This is a genomic window from Marinomonas profundi (assembly GCF_020694005.1).
Lineage (GTDB): Bacteria > Pseudomonadota > Gammaproteobacteria > Pseudomonadales > Marinomonadaceae > Marinomonas > Marinomonas profundi.
The window spans coordinates 760,344-777,397 of sequence record NZ_CP073013.1 but is presented as its reverse complement, the minus strand read 5'-3'; the positions used below and the strand labels follow the sequence as shown (position 1 = coordinate 777,397).

The 17,054-nt window shown below is 45.2% G+C and carries 18 protein-coding genes; all 18 read left to right on the top strand.

All coding sequences use genetic code 11. From position 1 onward, the window contains the following. Nucleotide 1: 1 nt before the first annotated feature. The 18 genes from fliM to J8N69_RS03530 all read left to right on the top strand — a co-directional run bounded on the left by fliM (nucleotide 2) and on the right by J8N69_RS03530 (nucleotide 17,037). A complete protein-coding gene (fliM, locus tag J8N69_RS03615; protein ID WP_168822590.1) occupies nucleotides 2-976 on the top strand; it encodes a flagellar motor switch protein FliM in 975 nt (324 codons plus the stop codon). A gap of 1 nt (nucleotide 977) precedes the next feature. Further along, nucleotides 978-1,439, top strand: coding sequence for a flagellar motor switch protein FliN (gene fliN / locus J8N69_RS03610; protein ID WP_168822591.1), 462 nt, complete (start codon nucleotides 978-980; stop codon nucleotides 1,437-1,439). A gap of 6 nt (nucleotides 1,440-1,445) precedes the next feature. After that, the gene (gene fliO, locus J8N69_RS03605; protein WP_227803965.1) at nucleotides 1,446-1,868 is read left to right on the top strand and encodes a flagellar biosynthetic protein FliO; all 423 of its coding nucleotides are present in this window, start codon (nucleotides 1,446-1,448) and stop codon (nucleotides 1,866-1,868) included. Further along, on the top strand, nucleotides 1,865-2,602 hold the full coding sequence (fliP, locus tag J8N69_RS03600) for a flagellar type III secretion system pore protein FliP (RefSeq protein ID WP_168822592.1): 738 nt from the start codon (nucleotides 1,865-1,867) through the stop codon (nucleotides 2,600-2,602). Before fliO ends, fliP begins: the two co-directional genes overlap by 4 nt. A gap of 2 nt (nucleotides 2,603-2,604) precedes the next feature. Further along, complete coding sequence (gene fliQ / locus J8N69_RS03595) at nucleotides 2,605-2,874, top strand: flagellar biosynthesis protein FliQ (protein ID WP_168822593.1); 270 nt, start codon at nucleotides 2,605-2,607, stop codon at nucleotides 2,872-2,874. Beyond that, nucleotides 2,874-3,656: a flagellar biosynthetic protein FliR gene (gene fliR, locus J8N69_RS03590; protein ID WP_168822594.1), complete on the top strand. Its 783-nt coding sequence runs from the start codon at nucleotides 2,874-2,876 to the stop codon at nucleotides 3,654-3,656. The genes fliQ and fliR overlap by 1 nt, the downstream gene beginning before the upstream one ends. Further along, nucleotides 3,649-4,785 (top strand): flagellar biosynthesis protein FlhB, encoded by a 1,137-nt coding sequence (flhB, locus tag J8N69_RS03585; RefSeq protein WP_168822595.1) that lies wholly within the window; start codon nucleotides 3,649-3,651, stop codon nucleotides 4,783-4,785. Before fliR ends, flhB begins: the two co-directional genes overlap by 8 nt. Nucleotides 4,786-4,812: 27 nt before the next feature. Next, nucleotides 4,813-6,930 (top strand): flagellar biosynthesis protein FlhA, encoded by a 2,118-nt coding sequence (gene flhA, locus J8N69_RS03580; protein ID WP_168822596.1) that lies wholly within the window; start codon nucleotides 4,813-4,815, stop codon nucleotides 6,928-6,930. 101 nt (nucleotides 6,931-7,031) lie between these two features. Next, nucleotides 7,032-8,318, top strand: coding sequence for a flagellar biosynthesis protein FlhF (gene flhF, locus J8N69_RS03575; protein WP_168822597.1), 1,287 nt, complete (start codon nucleotides 7,032-7,034; stop codon nucleotides 8,316-8,318). Between the two features lie 96 nt (nucleotides 8,319-8,414). Then, nucleotides 8,415-9,152, top strand: a complete 738-nt coding sequence (locus J8N69_RS03570) for an RNA polymerase sigma factor FliA (RefSeq protein ID WP_168822598.1) — start codon at nucleotides 8,415-8,417, stop codon at nucleotides 9,150-9,152. A 55-nt stretch (nucleotides 9,153-9,207) separates the two neighbouring features. Next, nucleotides 9,208-9,588, top strand: coding sequence for a chemotaxis response regulator CheY (locus tag J8N69_RS03565; protein ID WP_204355562.1), 381 nt, complete (start codon nucleotides 9,208-9,210; stop codon nucleotides 9,586-9,588). Nucleotides 9,589-9,597: 9 nt separating this feature from the next. Beyond that, nucleotides 9,598-10,383: a protein phosphatase CheZ gene (locus J8N69_RS03560; RefSeq protein WP_168822600.1), complete on the top strand. Its 786-nt coding sequence runs from the start codon at nucleotides 9,598-9,600 to the stop codon at nucleotides 10,381-10,383. Nucleotides 10,384-10,395: 12 nt separating this feature from the next. After that, complete coding sequence (locus tag J8N69_RS03555; protein ID WP_168822602.1) at nucleotides 10,396-12,681, top strand: chemotaxis protein CheA; 2,286 nt, start codon at nucleotides 10,396-10,398, stop codon at nucleotides 12,679-12,681. A gap of 26 nt (nucleotides 12,682-12,707) precedes the next feature. Next, on the top strand, nucleotides 12,708-13,772 hold the full coding sequence (locus J8N69_RS03550; RefSeq protein WP_168822604.1) for a protein-glutamate methylesterase/protein-glutamine glutaminase: 1,065 nt from the start codon (nucleotides 12,708-12,710) through the stop codon (nucleotides 13,770-13,772). Beyond that, the gene (locus J8N69_RS03545) at nucleotides 13,772-14,509 is read left to right on the top strand and encodes a flagellar motor protein (protein WP_168822606.1); all 738 of its coding nucleotides are present in this window, start codon (nucleotides 13,772-13,774) and stop codon (nucleotides 14,507-14,509) included. Before J8N69_RS03550 ends, J8N69_RS03545 begins: the two co-directional genes overlap by 1 nt. 31 nt (nucleotides 14,510-14,540) lie before the next feature. After that, on the top strand, nucleotides 14,541-15,317 hold the full coding sequence (locus J8N69_RS03540) for an OmpA family protein (protein ID WP_229426400.1): 777 nt from the start codon (nucleotides 14,541-14,543) through the stop codon (nucleotides 15,315-15,317). A gap of 70 nt (nucleotides 15,318-15,387) precedes the next feature. After that, nucleotides 15,388-16,161, top strand: a complete 774-nt coding sequence (locus J8N69_RS03535) for a ParA family protein (protein ID WP_168822610.1) — start codon at nucleotides 15,388-15,390, stop codon at nucleotides 16,159-16,161. 9 nt (nucleotides 16,162-16,170) lie between these two features. After that, nucleotides 16,171-17,037 carry a chemotaxis protein CheW gene (locus J8N69_RS03530; RefSeq protein ID WP_168822612.1) on the top strand — a complete coding sequence of 289 codons (867 nt, stop codon included), beginning with the start codon at nucleotides 16,171-16,173 and terminating at the stop codon, nucleotides 17,035-17,037. Nucleotides 17,038-17,054: the final 17 nt, after the last annotated feature.

The following is a 17,054-nucleotide window of genomic DNA, read 5'->3' as shown; positions in this document are numbered from 1 at the left end:
TATGTCTGCCCAAGATCTATTATCCCAGGACGAAATCGACGCACTTTTACACGGCGCGGATGAAAAGCCTGCGGAAGAGGATAATCGAGACGCCAATGGTGTCGCTTCTTATGACATCACTAGCCAAGAACGCATTGTGCGTGGGCGCATGCCCACCTTGGAAATGATTAATGAGCGATTTGCTCGTTATACACGTATTAGTTTATTCAACATGCTTCGCCGTACTGCGGATGTCTCATCTGGCGGCCTTCAAGTAATGAAGTTTGGTGAGTACGTTCATACTCTGTATGTTCCAACCAGTTTGAATTTGGTGAAGTTCCGGCCCTTAAGAAGTACGGCGTTGTTTATATTGGACGCAAAGCTTGTTTTTAAGTTAGTGGATAACTTTTTTGGTGGCGATGGGCGACACGCTAAAATCGAGGGGCGAGAATTTACCCCCACTGAAATTCGTATTGTTCAGTTGATGTTGGAGCAGGTGTTTGTTGATTTGACAGAGGCGTGGGCGCCAGTATTAAAGTTGGAACTCGAATACATTAGTTCGGAAGTTAACCCTGCAATGGCAAATATTGTCAGTCCTAGCGAGGTGGTTGTCGTTTCTACTTTTCATATTGAATTGGATGGCGGCGGCGGCGAACTGCACATTACCTTACCCTATTCTATGATTGAGCCTGTTCGCGAATTGCTTGATGCGGGTGTGCAAAGTGATGTGGATGAAAAAGATGACCGCTGGGGGAAATCTTTAGAGCAGGATGTTAAAGACATTAGTGTGAATTTGTCTGTTAATGTGGCAAATCGAAAGATCTCACTGGGTGAGGTATTAAAATTTAAGACGGGTGATATTATTCCGATAGAAATGCCGGAATTTGTCACCGTTAGAGCGAATGGTGTGCCGACGTTCAAAGGCAAGTTAGGCGTTAGTGATGAGCGCTATTCGGTGCAAATGGAAGAAAGCTTTAAAGTGAAGGTGACGAAATAGTATGGCAGAAGAACAAAATCCAGATGCCGCTGGCATGGACGATGATTTAGCAGACGAATGGGCTGCAGCAATGTCAGAAGCCGGCGAAACCGATGACGGTGAAGGGCTCGAAGACGAGTGGGCGGCGGCAATGTCTGAACAAAAAGTCGAACCTGTTAAACTCGAGACGCTGTCGAACCCTTCTGTGCCAAGCGGTGGCGTTGGCTCCGATCTAGATTTGATCATGGATATTCCTGTTGTTCTTTCTATGGAGCTGGGCAATACCGAAATCGCCATCCGAAACTTGATGCAATTGACTCAAGGGTCGGTTGTTGAGCTTGATCGCTTTGCGGGAGAGCCGTTGGATGTCTTGGTAAATGGTACCTTGATTGCCCATGGTGAGGTGGTTGTGGTGAATGATAAATATGGCATTCGTTTGACGGATGTAGTGAGCCCTAGTGAGCGAATTCGACGACTTAAGTAGTGACAATTGATTTCTTCTGTTTTTAATCGATGTGTTTTGTTCGCCACGCTGTGTGTGGCGACCTCTTATCTGCAGGCAGCAGAAGTGCAAGATATGTCTGCGCTTTCTTCTATTTGGAAAGTAGTCCTATCTTTACTCTTTGTGGTTGCTTTTATTCCCGCTTGCTTATGGCTCATGAAGCGTTTTCAATTTGCCCAAATGAAATTGGGACAATCAGCGATCAAAATCGTCAATGTTCAGTCGCTGGGCACAAAAGAAAAGCTAATGCTGGTTGAGGTGGAAGGTGAGCGCTTACTGATTGGCGTGACATCGCACACTATCACTCACCTAAAAAGCTTTCCATCTCAGGCTACCTCGTTTGCTTCGGCAATGGATGAAGCTCGCCAAGAAAGTACGGCGGCAGATCGCCGTCATGAGGATGCGGTGTGATTCGTTTTATCCTATTGTTATTGTGTGTTATCCCTTCGTTTTCGTGGGCTGAAGCTGGGTTGCCCGCGGTAAGAATGGTGACCAATGCCGACGGCAGTCAAGAATATTCGGTGTCACTACAAATTCTTTTTATTATGACCGCATTAACGCTGCTGCCCGCTGCGTTAATGATGATGACGTCTTTTACACGAATTGTGGTGGTATTGGCGATACTGCGTCAGGCGATTGGTTTACAGCAAACGCCGTCTAATCAAATTATGATTGGTATGGCCTTGTTTTTAACGCTTTTCATCATGACGCCTACGTTGGATAAAGTGAATGAAGTCGCGCTGCAGCCTTATTTAAAAGAGGAAATAACCTCACTTCAAGCGGTTGAAGCGGCTTCGGTGCCGGTACGGGATTTCATGTTGGCACAAACAAGAGAGGATGATATTGCTCTTTTTGTTAAGTTGGCGGGGCGTGAAGGCACTATTCAATCGATGGAAGAGCTGCCTTTTACTATTTTGATGCCGGCTTTCGTAACCAGTGAGCTAAAAACCGCGTTTCAAATTGGGTTTATGATCTTCATTCCTTTTTTGATTGTTGATATGGTGGTGGCCAGTGTGTTGATGGCGATGGGTATGATGATGTTGTCGCCTATTATTATTTCATTGCCTTTTAAAATAATGCTCTTTGTGATGGTAGATGGCTGGTCTATGATTATGGGGACGTTGGCAGCAAGCTTCGGGATTTAACGATGGACCCTCAGGTGGTATTGGATCTATACGGGCAGGGGTTTTACCTGATCGTTTTGATTGTAGGTGTTGTAATGCTGCCAAGCTTGTTGGTGGGGTTAGTTGTGAGTGTGTTTCAAGCCGCTACGCAAATCAACGAGCAAACCCTTTCTTTTCTTCCGCGATTAATCGTCACCATTCTGGTGATTATGCAGCTAGGTCCTTGGATCTTGATGAAGCTGATGGATTTTACGACGAATTTATTTATTAATATTCCCATGATCATCGGCTAATGCTAGAGATTCATCCTGATCAGTTATTGAATCTGACGATTAGTTTTTTACTGCCTTTTTTTCGTATTGGCGCTTTTTTTATGGCGCTGCCTTTGTTTGGTAGTCAGTTGGTTTCGGTGCGGCTTCGTGCCGCCTTTTCGTTTGTGGTGGCTGTGATTGTCACGCCTGTGATTGAGGTGCCTAGTTACGATCCCGTTTCGCCTGCTTATATTGTTTTAATTGCTGAGCAGTTGGTGATTGGTTTTGCGCTTGGTTTTGTTGTCACGGTTTTATTTCAGTTGTTTTCTTTAGCGGGGCAGTTGGCTGCCATGAAGGCCGGTCTTGGTTTTGCTATGTCTAATGACCCTGCCAACGGTATTTCTGTGGCAACACTTGGGCAGTATTATTTGTCTATGGTGGCGTTGGCGTTTTTGGGGACAAATGGCCATCTGGTGATGATTGAATATTTGGCCGAGAGTTTTACCTATTGGCCGATTGGTCAGGGTTTTGATAGTCAGCGTTATTGGCAGTTGGTTTTGTTGGGTGGGTGGATGTTTGAAAAAGCCTTGCTGATCGTTTTGCCTTTAGCGATTGCCGTATTGGTGATTAACTTGTCGTTTGGTGTGGTAGCAAAAGCCTCTCCTCAGTTGAATATTTTTGCCCTTGGCTTTCCTATCATAATGTTGTTTTCGCTGTTCTTTTTTTGGATTATGCTGGAAGACTTTTTAAGTATTTATTTGTTGTTTTTTGATGAAATGATTCAATGGTTAAAAACCGCGTGGGGGATTCAGTTAGATGGCTGAAAATGAAGACGGCAGTGAAAAAACGGAAGGTGCCAGTAGTAAGAAACTCCAGGATGCGCGTGAAAAGGGCAATATTGCTCGTTCCAAAGATTTAAGTTCTGCGCTGCTGTTGGTTGTGGCCGCAGCGACTATTTATGCCACGGGTATGTTGTTGGTTCGTGATTTGGCGGCGTTGTTTGACTTTAATTTCTCCGTTGAGCGAGAAGATGTGTTTGATTTAAGTCGTATGGTGTTCCACCTTTATGGGTCTGTGGCATCGATGATGAATTCTATGGTGTTGTTGATGTCTGTATTAGCGGCGGCGGGCGTGATTGGTAGTATTGCATTAGGAGGCTTGAATTTTTCTTGGGAGCCGTTAACGCCAAAGTTGAGTAAAATGAGCCCCATCGCTGGTTTGAAGCGAATGTTTTCTGTGCAGTCCTTGGTTGAGCTTTTAAAGGCTATTGCAAAGGTGAGCTTAGTTGGTGTGGTTGCTTATTTAGTGCTGCGCTATTTTTTGCCGGAAACCTTAGGGCTGACTTTTCAGCCGATAGCGTTATCTATTGCTCATGGTGTCGACATTGTTATTTGGTCGTTTGTTTTTGTTAGTCTTGCGCTGGTGTTGATTGCGGCGATTGATGTGCCGTTTCAGGTTTGGTCTCATAAGGAAAAGCTAAAAATGACCAAGCAGGAAGTAAAAGACGAGTTTAAACAGCAAGAAGGTGATCCTTTGGTGCGTGGCCGAATACGTCAGATGCAACGACAGGCGGCAATGAATCGAATGATGTCTGATGTGCCTCAGGCTGATGTTATTATTACCAACCCAACACACTTTTCTGTGGCTCTCAAGTACGATCAAACCAGTGGGTCCGCGCCTGTTTTATTGGCTAAAGGCGGGGACTTTATTGCCTTGAAAATTCGTGAAGTGGGCAATCACTATGATATCCCTGTGATACAATCCCCCACCTTGGCGCGTGCGGTTTACCATCATACGGAAATCGGTGAAGAAATCCCTCAGGGGTTGTTTAAGGTGGTTGCTCAGTTGTTAGCGTATGTGTATCAGTTGCGTAATGCCCGTACTGGGGCGCCGAGGCCCGACGTTATGCCCAATTTGGATGTGCCCGATGAGTTTCAGTGGGATGGTAATTAATCATATGTTTTTTTATAGAGATGTTTTGTGAATTTTGACCGTGGTCGGCTTACAGGGCAAGTTCAAGGTGTTTTTCGAGGGAATCTAGGCGTTCCTATTTTATTGTTGTCGCTTTTGGCGATGATGATTTTACCTATTCCTGCCTTTCTTCTGGATGTTCTTTTTACCTTTAATATTGCGTTGGCTATTGTTGTATTGCTGGTGGCGGTGTATTCCCTACGCCCTTTGGATTTTGCTGTTTTCCCGACGGTTTTATTGATTTCTACCTTGATGAGGCTGGCGCTCAACGTGGCCTCAACGCGAGTGGTTTTGCTGGATGGACATGAAGGTAGCGATGCGGCAGGTAAGGTAATACAAGCCTTTGGTGAAGTGGTGATTGGCGGCAACTATGTTGTTGGTTTTGTGGTGTTTGCTATCTTAATGATCATCAATTTTGTGGTGGTGACAAAAGGGGCGGGGCGTATTTCTGAAGTGAGTGCGCGTTTTACCTTGGATGCTATGCCGGGCAAACAAATGGCCATTGATGCGGATTTGAATGCCGGGATGATAGACGCGGATCAGGCTAAGATTCGACGTACAGAAATTGCTTCAGAAGCTGAATTTTATGGTTCTATGGACGGTGCTTCGAAGTTCGTTAAAGGGGATGCGATTGCTGGGTTGTTGATCCTTGGGATTAATATTATTGGTGGTTTGTCCATTGGTATGGCGCAACATGACCTTTCGTTTACGCAAGCCATTGAGCGCTATTCTTTATTGACGATTGGTGATGGTCTGGTGGCTCAGTTGCCTTCTTTGATGTTGTCCACGGCGGCGGCGATCATGGTGACTCGGGTGAATGAGTCGGGAGACATGGGGACGCAGGTGATGGGGCAAATGTTTGGCTCATCAAAAGCGCTATATGTCGCCGCTGCTGTCATGACTATCATGGGTGTCGTGCCAGGCATGCCGCACTTTTCCTTTTTATCATTGGCGGCTTGTTTGGGAGGATTGGCGTATTTTCTTGATCATCAAAAAAAGCAAAAGTCAAAACAAGGGCAAAAAAATGCCAGCAAATCGCCTTCTGATAGCCCGTCAGCTTCAGAAGTTAGGGATTTGAGTTGGGATGATGTCGCGCCGGTAGATATGCTGGGTTTGGAAGTGGGTTATCGTCTTATTCCTTTGGTGGATAAAACGCAAGGTGGCGAGTTGTTGGCGCGGATTAAAGGGGTGCGCCGTAAACTTTCTCAGGATCTGGGCTTTTTAGTGCCGAGTGTGCACATTCGCGATAATTTGGATTTAATGCCAAATGCGTATCGTGTGACGCTAATGGGGGTGAGTCTGGCTGAGGCTGAAGTGCATCCAGATAAAGATTTAGCGATTGATCCTGGGCAAGTATTTGGCACGGTTGATGGTATTGCGGGCAAAGATCCATCATTTGGCTTGGATGCGGTTTGGATTGATCCAAAGAAGCGCGATCAAGCGCAAACTTATGGCTACACTGTGGTTGATGTGAGCACGGTGGTGGCGACACATATTAATCAGATCATGCACAAACACGCTTATGAGCTTATTGGTCATGATGAAGTTCAGCAATTGTTAAGTTTGTTGAAGCAGTATAATCCTAAGTTGGCGGAAGAGTTGGTGCCCAACACTGTGCCATTGAGTGTGCTTTTGAAAGTGTTGCAGAACTTGCTAATCGAGGGGGTGCCGCTTCGAGATATGCGCACCATTGCTGAAGCAATAATGGGGGTGCAGCCTAAAACTCAGGATCCGATGATATTGACTGCGGCGGTTCGAACCTCTTTGTCTAGATTGATTATTCAGACGTTGGCAGATGGTGTTGAAGAAATTCCTGTATTGACTCTTGAGCCTCAGTTGGAAAAAATGTTGATGCAGACGGTTCAGCAGAGTCAGCAGTCTGGCATTAAAAATGAAGAGGCGTTGATTTTGGAGCCGCAAATGGCTGAGCAGTTGCAAGCTTCTTTGCGCCAGTCGGCTGAGCAGCAGGAGGCGATGGGGAATACGCCTATTTTAATTGTCTCGGCGCCCATTCGTCCGATGTTAGCGCGTTTTATGCGTTATGGCGTGGTCAATATGGCGGTTCTTTCTTATCAAGAAGTGCCTGACCATAAACGCATTACGGTGGTCGGTGTTATTGGTCAGTAAAAAACGTCTATTAATGCTCTCTATTGCGTCTGTATTTATTTGAATCTTTCGGGTAAGCTATGGATTTGTAAGAAAAATACACTGGAAGGATTAAGTTATTCATGCAAATTAGGCGGTTTCGAGCACCTGACATGCGGCAAGCGATACGGAAGGTTCGTGATGCTGTGGGCCCTGATGCGGTCATTTTGTCAAATCAGCGTCTGCCTACCGGTGAGATAGAGATAGTTGCGGCTTTAGATTACGATGGGTCTTTACCTTCTAGCATGGTGTCTAAAAAGCCTGCTGTAGATCGTTCAGAGCGATATGCTGACCCTAGTGTTAATTATTTGCAGCGTATCGAAAAGGCTAAATTACAGACGGCTCCACCTGCGATGTCTGCTCCCTCAGCTCAAAAAACGACACCACCAACTTCTTTCGAAATGCCTCCATTGTCTGAAGATGAAAAAGATCCCGTAGTTGAAGAGGCTCTTTCTATTCGTAATAATGATAGTACGAAGCAGCTACGAGAAATGGAAATAGAGCTGCAAAAAGTACGGACTTTACTGGAAGAGAGAGAGCGAAATGAAGCGCGTTCGAATGCCAAAGAGGGCATGGTTGAGGCACGCGCTCGTGAAAAGTTGAAAGGCTTAGGTTTGTCTGATTTTGTGGTCTCAAGATTGATTGATGATATTGATTTGAGAGGGCGAGAAGACGACTGGAATCGCTTGTTGGCGCATTTAGCAGATTACATTCCTACCCGTTCTAGTGCATCAGAGCTGCGCGGTTGTATTGCTTTTATGGGGCCAACAGGGGTGGGGAAAACAACCACCATCGGCAAAATCGCGGCTCAACATGTATTGAAGCACGGAACCGAAGGCGTGGCTCTTATCACAACAGATACTTACCGCATCGCTGCCCATGAACAATTGAGAACATTTGGTCGCATATTAAATGTACCTGTTGAAGTGGTGAATGAGTACTCGGATTTAAATGAGGTGTTGGCAAAATATGCGAACTATTCTCTAGTGTTGGTTGATACTGCTGGTATGAATCCTAGAGACTCAAATCTTGAGCGCCAACTATTAATGATGAAGCGTGCTAGAGCCAATCTTAAAAAATTATTGGTGTTGCCTTGCACTAGTCAGCGACAAGTGTTGAAGACAGTTGTGGATGTCTACTCGCAAGTGCAGTTAGATGGGTGTGTTTTAAGCAAATTAGATGAATCTGCTTCACTTGGTGAAGCAATTAGTGTAGTTATTGAGGAAGGTTTACCAGTCGTGTATATCGCTGATGGTCAGCGCATTCCCGATGATATTGAGCCTGCGCGAGCCCATAATATAATCAGCCGTGCTGTGTATACGGCTGAGCACTATAGTCAGCTTTATGGGGCGTTAAAGTACGGCAGTTAATAAAAAAATGTTATTACTGAAAGCGTTACGCCAAACTATGTAGTACAGTGGATTGGCGCAACTAACTTAAATGGTAAAGGTTGCTTAGACTATTTTATGCAGACCAAAAACGGATACAGCACATACTCAAAAAAGGCAACGCTTCCGATTGATGCGATTGTTGAACAATATGGGTATTTGGTGAAAAAAATTGCCTACCATCTATTGGCACGTCTGCCAGATAGTGTTGATGTGGATGATTTGACTCAAGCTGGCATGATGGGGCTGATTGAAGCGTACAAACGTTTTGAGTCCACCAAAGGCGCTAGTTTTGAAACATATGCCGGTATTCGCATTCGTGGCTCCATGATGGATGAAGTCAGGAAAAGTGATTGGGCTCCTCGATCCGTCAGACGAAATGGTAGAGCCGTCACTAATGCGATAAAAGAATTAGAGGCAACTTTGGGCCGAGAGGCTTCAGATATGGAGGTGTCGGTTCATATGGGCATTACTATGGATGAATATCATGAAATGATACATTCATCCATGTCGACCCAGTTGTTTAGCTATGAAGAAATGCTAGACTCTGACTCTAGCCACTTAGACAGTGTCGAAGCTGAAGCTGGCAGTGCACCCTATTCTCTCGTTGAAGAGGATGGCTTTCAGCGTCAACTTGCGCAAGAGATAGAAGGACTGCCCGAGAGGGAAAAATTAGTATTATCGTTGTATTACAATGATGAGCTTAACTTGAAAGAGATTGGCGCTGTGTTAGGTGTCAGTGAATCAAGGGTGAGTCAAATTCATGGTCAAGCGGCTATACGCTTGCGAGCAAGATTAAGTGATTGGCGAGATTAAATTATGAGTTGTGAAATAGTACCGTTGGGGTGTGGAGGTCGCATTGGATAAAAACATGAAGATCCTGATTGTTGATGATTTCTCGACAATGAGACGAATCATTAAAAACTTACTGCGGGATTTAGGGTTTACCAATACAGTTGAAGCGGACGATGGAACAACCGCGCTGCCTATTCTTCAGGGTGGAACCATTGATTTTCTAGTGACCGATTGGAATATGCCTGGCATGACCGGTATTGAGTTACTTCGAGCGGTTCGCGCAGATGAGAAATTAAAAAGCATTCCTGTTCTTATGGTAACGGCGGAAGCCAAGCGTGACCAAATTATTGCGGCGGCACAAGCTGGCGTAAATGGTTATGTCGTGAAACCCTTTACCGCGGTAGCTCTCAAAGAAAAAATTGAGAAAATATTCGAACGAATAGATGCGGCCAAATAGGGAATTTAGATGCCAAACGTTTCAGGATCTGGTTTAGTAGAGTTTGAAAATCTTGTTAAAGACGGCGCTGTTGAGCTTTTAAACCATATAGAAGTAGGCGACTTCAGTGGCGCGATTAAGATAATCCAAGAGCTAAGCGAGGCTCGTCACAGCAGCTTCTATAATGAAGTTGGTTTTTTAACGCGAAGTTTGCATGATGCTATTCGTGATTTTCAAGTTGACTCAATGGATTTGGTTATTGGTGAAGGAGGCGACTCTGCCACTAAAATCACCGATGCGTCAGATCGATTGAATTATGTTATTGAAACAACCAGTGCCGCTGCCAATAAAACCATGGATATGGTGGACAGCAGTGTCCCTGTTGCCAGTGAACTACAATCTCAAGCTAGAGCACTGCGAAAAGATTGGGGGCGTTTAATCCAACGGGATTTAACACCACAAGAATTTCGAGACTTATATAAGCGCATTGATGTCTTTTTGTCATACGCAGACGACAGTGCCACCACTTTGCATTCAAACCTCAACACAATTCTTCTAGAGCAAGGTTATCAAGACCTAACGGGTCAAGTTATCGCTAGAGTGAATGATTTAATTCGAGATGTAGAAGAAAAACTTGTGCATCTCGTTGCTGTTGCTGGACGCGTTGATAGTATCTCCGGGATTAAACATCAAGAGAATGAGTCTGAACACGATGACACTCGTGGACATGGCCCAGCTATTAATAAACAAAACAACCCTGAAGTACTGAATAGTCAAGACGAAGTAGACGACTTGCTATCAAGTCTTGGTTTCTAGAAGGAGCTGAGGATGAGTTTCGAGGTCGATGAAGAGATTCTACAAGATTTTTTGGTAGAAGCTGGTGAAATTCTAGAGCAGCTTTCCGAGCAATTAGTAGATTTAGAGCAAAACCCTGACGATAAACAGCTGCTTAATGCTATTTTTCGTGGCTTTCACACTGTCAAAGGTGGTGCAGGGTTTTTACAATTAACCGCGTTGGTTGATTGTTGTCATTACGCGGAAAACGTATTTGATATCTTAAGAAATGGTCAGCGTAAAATAGACTCTGATTTAATGGACATTGTGTTGCAGGCGCTTGATGCTGTAAATGAAATGTTCGATGCTGTTCGTGCTGGCGCTGAGCCAGAACGTGCTTCACCAGAGCTGATCGCAGCGCTCGCTGCATACGCCAAGCCTCCGACAGCGGAAGAGCTTGCTGGGCATAATGAAGATGAGATTGAAGATGTTGCTGAAGAGCAAGATGACGTAGAGACAAATGCAACAGAAGAGACATCGAATCTGGATGAACCAGTTGATATTTCGGATGATGAGTTTGAATCCTTGTTAGATGCTTTGGCAGACACTCAACCCGAAGATTCGCCAAAAGTAAGTGACACAGCGAAAAACAACAGCGCTAATCAGTCAGATTCAGCTAAGCCTGATAGATCCGATGATGAAATTACAGAAGATGAGTTTGATGCACTATTAAACCAGCTGCACGGTAGTGGTGCGCCTGGTCTTGGTGATACGCCTGCCGAAAAAGACACGGCAAGTTCCTCAGATGAAATTACGGAAGATGAATTTGAAGCCTTGCTGGATAAGCTGCATGGCGAAAGTGCATCAAGTGAAAAAGACGAGCAAAAAGCACCTAGATCGGCGGATAATGCTAATCATTCTGGTCGTGATTCGTCAGTAGATGCAGCGTCGGATTTAATTACAGACGACGAATTTGAATCTCTACTTGACAGTTTACAAGGTAAAGCTGGCGCGAAAAAGGCTGAAGACGCCACGCCTAAAGCCGCACCGAAAGAAACGTCAAAGCCGAAAGTAGCGCCAAAAGCACCTGTTAGGCCAGCGGCTAAAGCCCCAGAGCCACAGGAAAAAGATGCAGATAATGTAAAAGAAAAGACAGCGAATTCACCCGTTACCCAAGAAGCGACGGTGCGTGTCGATACTAAGCGTCTAGACGATATAATGAATATGGTTGGTGAGCTGGTATTAGTTCGTAACCGTTTAGTTCGTTTGGGACTGCAAAGTGACGACGAGTCCATGGGGAAAGCCGTGTCCAACTTGGATGTGGTGACTGGGGATTTGCAGAACGCGGTCATGAAAACGCGTATGCAGCCTATCAAGAAAGTGTTTGGGCGCTTCCCGCGAGTGGTTCGAGATCTTGCTCGAAACATGAAGAAAGAAGTCAGTTTGATTCTTCGCGGGGAAGAAACAGATTTGGATAAAAACCTCGTAGAGGCGTTAGCCGATCCACTGGTTCACTTGGTGCGAAACTCAGTAGACCATGGTGTGGAAGCACCAGACGTTCGTGAGGCGAATGGTAAACCGCGAGTGGGAACCGTTGTGCTGTCTGCTGAACAAGAAGGCGATCATATTTTGCTCTCCATCGAAGATGATGGCGCGGGTATGGATCCAGGCTTGTTGCGCAGAAAGGCCGTTGAAAAAGGGTTAATGGACACTGATGCGGCAGATAGGTTGTCGGATGAAGAAGCCTTTAATTTAATCTTTGCTCCAGGGTTTTCTACTAAGGTAGAAATTACCGATGTGTCTGGCCGTGGTGTTGGGATGGATGTGGTGAAAACCAAAATATCTCAGCTTAATGGTACGCTGCAAATTAAATCGGTTCTTGGCCAAGGCTCTCGATTCATTATTAAAGTGCCTTTGACACTGGCGATTATGCCTACCTTGATGGTGACTTTATCGGATCAAGCGTTTGCTTTCCCGTTGGTTAGTGTGAATGAGATATTTCACCTGAACTTGAAGAAAACCAATGTGGTAGATGGTCAACAAGTCGTTGTTATTAGGGGCAAAACGCTCCCTATCTTTCATCTTAAGAATTGGTTGATCAAAGGCAGTAACAAAGACAATCTACCGACCGAAGCTCACGTTGTCGTTGTTCAGGTAGGAATGAGTGAAGTGGGTTTTGTTGTTGATCAGTTAGTCGGCCAAGAAGAGGTGGTTATAAAACCATTAGGGAAAATGTTGCAGGGTACTGCCGGAATAGCAGGCGCAACAATTACTGGTGATGGTCGTATTGCATTGATTCTGGATGTACCTAGCATGCTGAAAAGTTATGCATCTAGATAGTAGGTTTTTCATTTAGGGGATGTGATATGCCTGTTAAGGTGCTGGTTGTTGATGATTCTGGTTTCTTTCGGCGACGGTTGGTTGAAATTTTTGAAGCTGACCCCCGACTAATTGTTGTAGGCACTGCAAATAATGGCAGGGAAGCGATAGATAAAGTGCAATCTTTATCACCAGATGTCGTCACAATGGATTACGAAATGCCTGTCCTAGACGGCATTGCCGCTGTTGTGAATATAATGAAGCTTAAGCCAACACCTGTGCTGATGTTTTCTTCATTGACTCATGAAGGTGCGAAAGTCACTCTTGATGCTCTGGAAGCGGGTGCGGTTGACTTTATGCCGAAGAATTTTGAGGATATTTCTCGAGATTCAGCGGTCGTTAAGCGCGCATTAGTGGAACGAGTGTTAACGGTTGCACGAACGCGTTTAGCGGGAAGTCGAGGCCCGGTGGCGGCGCTTGCTCCACGAGAGGCGCCTAAGCCTATTGTGACTGATCGTGGTGTGATTATTCCACGAGTTAGAAAACGCGTCAGCTTGGTTGCTATCGGTACTTCAACAGGTGGTCCGATGGCGCTGCAAACGGTGTTGACAAAACTTCCTAAAAACTTTTCAGCCCCGCTGGTGTTGGTGCAGCATATGCCTGCTGCTTTCACTGGTGCGTTTGCAGAACGTCTGAACAATATATGTCAGATTACGGTGAGAGAGGCTCAGGATGGTGATCGTCTAGAAGCGGGGGTGGCCTTGCTCGCCCCGGGCGGCAAACAGATGATGATCGATTCTAGAAACGGCGGCTGTGTCCGTATTCTTGATGGCGATGAAAGACTTAATTATAAGCCTTCAGTCGATGTGACATTCGGCTCTGCATCAAAGTGTTACCCAGGTAAGGTGTTATCTGTGGTGATGACGGGAATGGGCGTTGATGGTCGAGAAGGGGCGCGTATGTTAAAAAGTTCAGGCTCAAGAGTCTGGATTCAGAGTGAAGAGTCTTGCGTTATTTACGGCATGCCAATGGCAGTAGAGAAGGCAAATTTAGCCGATGATATTATTGACTTAGAGCATATTGGTGAACGTATTGCACGTGAGGTCAGTTAGTGGATTTTGTCACCTTAGCTGGCCTTCTCATTGCCTTTAGTTCTGTATTTCTAGCCAACTGGTTAGGAGGCGGCGAAGTCGTCCTCCTGCTAAACCTTCCTTCTGCCATCATCGTTATTGTTGGCAGTATCGGTGCCTCATTAGTTCAAAGTAGTATCCAAGAAGCAACGCGCGCGCTTATTTTGCTGAAATGGAGTCTTTTCCCCCCTGTTTATGATTTTCATTCTGCTCGAGCCTCTTTAAATAACCTTGCCCATAAAGCCAGAAGGTTATCATTATTGGCGTTGGAGTCTGATATTGATGCGATGGGAAGTCGCTTTTCGTCACGTGCCTTACAAATGGCGATAGATGGAACGGACCCCGATTTATTGGCCGATCGGCTGCATGATGATGCGGTTCGTATTTATGATAAACGCATGAGAAGCGTGTCTTTTATTGAGTCTATTGGCGGTTATGCTCCTACGTTGGGAATTATGGGGTCAGTCCTTGGGTTAATCCAAGCCATGGCAAATTTAGACAGTCCAGAAGCATTAGGTCATGGTATTGCGGTGGCATTTGTTTCTACGCTTTATGGTCAGGGCTTTGCAAACTTGATCATTTTCCCTATTACTAAAAAGCTCACCAATTATGTGGAAAAAGAGCTGCTATACCATCAGTTACTGGTTGATGGTATCTGTGGGATTGCAACAGGCAAACATCCATATCGATTAGAGCTTGAGTTAAACACTTATGGGTGACACGCCGACTCGATCATCAAGGCGTCGTCGGGTGATCAAATCACACCCTTCTAGCGCACCAGGTCGAGACCGTTGGGTGCTGTCTTATGCCGACTTTATTACCTTGTTGTTTGCTTTTTTTGTGGCGCTGTATTCTATTTCGTTGAAAAATACAGGTGACGAACAGCGCTTAAAGGAAACACTTCGAGGGGTTTTTGATGCGGTTCAGAAATCGGTCAAACCAATTAATATTGGTGAGCCCATCGTGGGCGAGCCAAAAGATGTCGAAGTGATCGACGCCAAGCCAATTCCTGCCGCCGTGCCTACCATCGAAGAAAATACCTCTTCCTCCGTTTATGCTTTATTGAGCCAAGTCGTTGAAAATCAATTTTCAGGTTTGCATCAAGCGGGCCAAATTTCAGTAACTGAATCGACTGACTGGGTGAGTTTAGAGCTAAAATCAGGTCTATTATTTGGTCAAGGTGAGTATGATTTGACCAACGAAGCGGTTGCGTTATTAATGACCATTGCGAATGTGTTGAAGGCCTATCCATCCGCTATTTTAGTGGAGGGGAATACGGATGATTTACCGGTGAACTCTCGACGTTTAATCTCTAACTGGCATTTATCCAGTATGCGCTCTTCTTCTGTCGTGGACGAATTGATCTATCGAGGTGTTGATCCATCAATGATCGCGCCTATCGGCTTTTCCAGTGAGCAGCCTAAAGTGCGAAACACAAACGACTTTGCTCGTCAGCAAAATCGTCGGGTGATTCTGCGTATTAGTAAGCGCAACGCGGATAATCTTCATGATTACTTGTTTAAATAGCCGATTACTGTATATGATTGCAAATAATTCGTAAGCAAAATAATAGCATAGGAATATCAGGGGAATCAGAGTGCACATTTGGGCAGTGGCAAATCAAAAAGGTGGTGTTGGCAAAACAACCACGGTTGTTTCCCTAGCGGGTTTGTTGGCGGATGCTGGCCATCGGGTGTTAATGATTGATCTTGATCCACATGGTTCATTAACCAGCTATTTTCGTTTTGACCCTGATACCATTGAAAAAAGTGCCTATAACCTTTTTCAAAACGCTGGAAAAATACCAGAAGGCTTGGCCGCTTCTTTGATTTTAGAAACTGGCCATCCAAATTTGTCTTTAATGCCTGCTTCTACGGCGTTAGCCACCTTAGAGCGTCACGCACAATCTCAGGGTGGGATGGGCTTGGTTGTCTCAAAAACACTGACGATGTTATGGGACGACTATGACTATGTGTTAATTGATAGCCCTCCCGTGCTGGGGGTTTTGATGATCAATGCGTTAGCGGCTTGCCAGCAACTTGTCATCCCAGTTCAAACAGAATTTTTAGCGATTAAGGGTTTGGAACGCATGGTTAGAACGTTAACCATGATAAATCGAGCGAGAAAGCGCCCTGTGCCATTTGTGATTGTGCCCACGTTGTTTGACCGACGCACTCAGGCATCCAACAAGAGCCTGCGCAGTTTAAAAGATACCTATGAAGAGTTGGTATGGCACTCTGTGATTCCAGTGGATACAAAATTAAGAGACGCAAGTACGGCCGGCATAGCGCCTTCGGCGTTGGATCCAAATGCGAGAGGAATTAAGGCTTACGCAAGTCTGATGGATTCTTTGCTGAACCCCGCGGGATAGTAATCAATTATGAAAGAAACAAAAAAGAAAGAGCAGGCTCTGATCGGGCCACAAATTGCGGTTCAGCGCTATCTCGACGATTTATTGCAAGAGGCGACAACAGAAGAGCAAACGGTTGAAGAGCAAGAACAAGAGCAGATTGAGGATCAACAAGCCGCTGACGATGCAGAGCTGATTGAAAATACTGCTAAAACGGAAGATCTAGGTGCGTCGGCAGAATCTGACCCTGAATTAAATGAAGAGGAACCTTCATCATTAGATGCCTCGTTTGGAGACTTTGAAGACGCGATTACGGAACACCTTGATAACTTGCCCGAGGTACCGGAAAGCTTACCTGTTATTCAGTCAGAACCAGAGCCAGAACCAGAACCAGAACCAGAAAAACGCATTTCGAAAACAGACCCTTTACCCTGGGCAACAGGCCGGTTTGAATGTCTACTATTTTATGTAGGTGGATTAAAATTGGCGGTTCCTCTCGTTGAACTAGGTGGCATTTTTCAGAGCGGAAAAGACAAGGTGACCGCTATTTTTGGGCAGCCTGATTGGTTTATGGGGATTGCGAACGTGGGAGAGTTTAACCTTCGAACGGTCGATACAGCGCTTTGGGTAATGCCTAATCATTATCAGGGTGAGATGAAAGAGAAGTTTAAATTTGTGATACAGCTTGATCGTTCTGATTGGGGGGTTGCGTGTGAGCGCGTTGCGGAAGCAATTACCCTACAACCATCACAGGTGAAATGGCGCAGTGATAGGAGCAAACGGCCTTGGCTTGCGGGCACGGTTATTGACCATATGTGTGCCATACTAGATGTACAGGGTTTTATAGAATTGTTGGATGACCCTAAAAATGGGTTTAAAAATCATACAAACAAATAATAGTAATGGTTATATTG

Excerpts from the sequence above, each read along its gene's own strand:
- fliM (WP_168822590.1), top strand. The coding sequence starts at position 2 with ATGTCTGCCCAAGATCTATTATCCCAGGACGAAATCGACGCACTTTTA.
- fliN (WP_168822591.1), top strand. The coding sequence starts at position 978 with ATGGCAGAAGAACAAAATCCAGATGCCGCTGGCATGGACGATGATTTA.
- fliQ (WP_168822593.1), top strand. The coding sequence starts at position 2,605 with ATGGACCCTCAGGTGGTATTGGATCTATACGGGCAGGGGTTTTACCTG.
- fliR (WP_168822594.1), top strand. The coding sequence starts at position 2,874 with ATGCTAGAGATTCATCCTGATCAGTTATTGAATCTGACGATTAGTTTT.
- flhB (WP_168822595.1), top strand. The coding sequence starts at position 3,649 with ATGGCTGAAAATGAAGACGGCAGTGAAAAAACGGAAGGTGCCAGTAGT.
- flhF (WP_168822597.1), top strand. The coding sequence starts at position 7,032 with ATGCAAATTAGGCGGTTTCGAGCACCTGACATGCGGCAAGCGATACGG.
- J8N69_RS03570 (WP_168822598.1), top strand. The coding sequence starts at position 8,415 with ATGCAGACCAAAAACGGATACAGCACATACTCAAAAAAGGCAACGCTT.
- J8N69_RS03565 (WP_204355562.1), top strand. The coding sequence starts at position 9,208 with ATGAAGATCCTGATTGTTGATGATTTCTCGACAATGAGACGAATCATT.
- J8N69_RS03560 (WP_168822600.1), top strand. The coding sequence starts at position 9,598 with ATGCCAAACGTTTCAGGATCTGGTTTAGTAGAGTTTGAAAATCTTGTT.
- J8N69_RS03555 (WP_168822602.1), top strand. The coding sequence starts at position 10,396 with ATGAGTTTCGAGGTCGATGAAGAGATTCTACAAGATTTTTTGGTAGAA.
- J8N69_RS03550 (WP_168822604.1), top strand. The coding sequence starts at position 12,708 with ATGCCTGTTAAGGTGCTGGTTGTTGATGATTCTGGTTTCTTTCGGCGA.
- J8N69_RS03530 (WP_168822612.1), top strand. The coding sequence starts at position 16,171 with ATGAAAGAAACAAAAAAGAAAGAGCAGGCTCTGATCGGGCCACAAATT.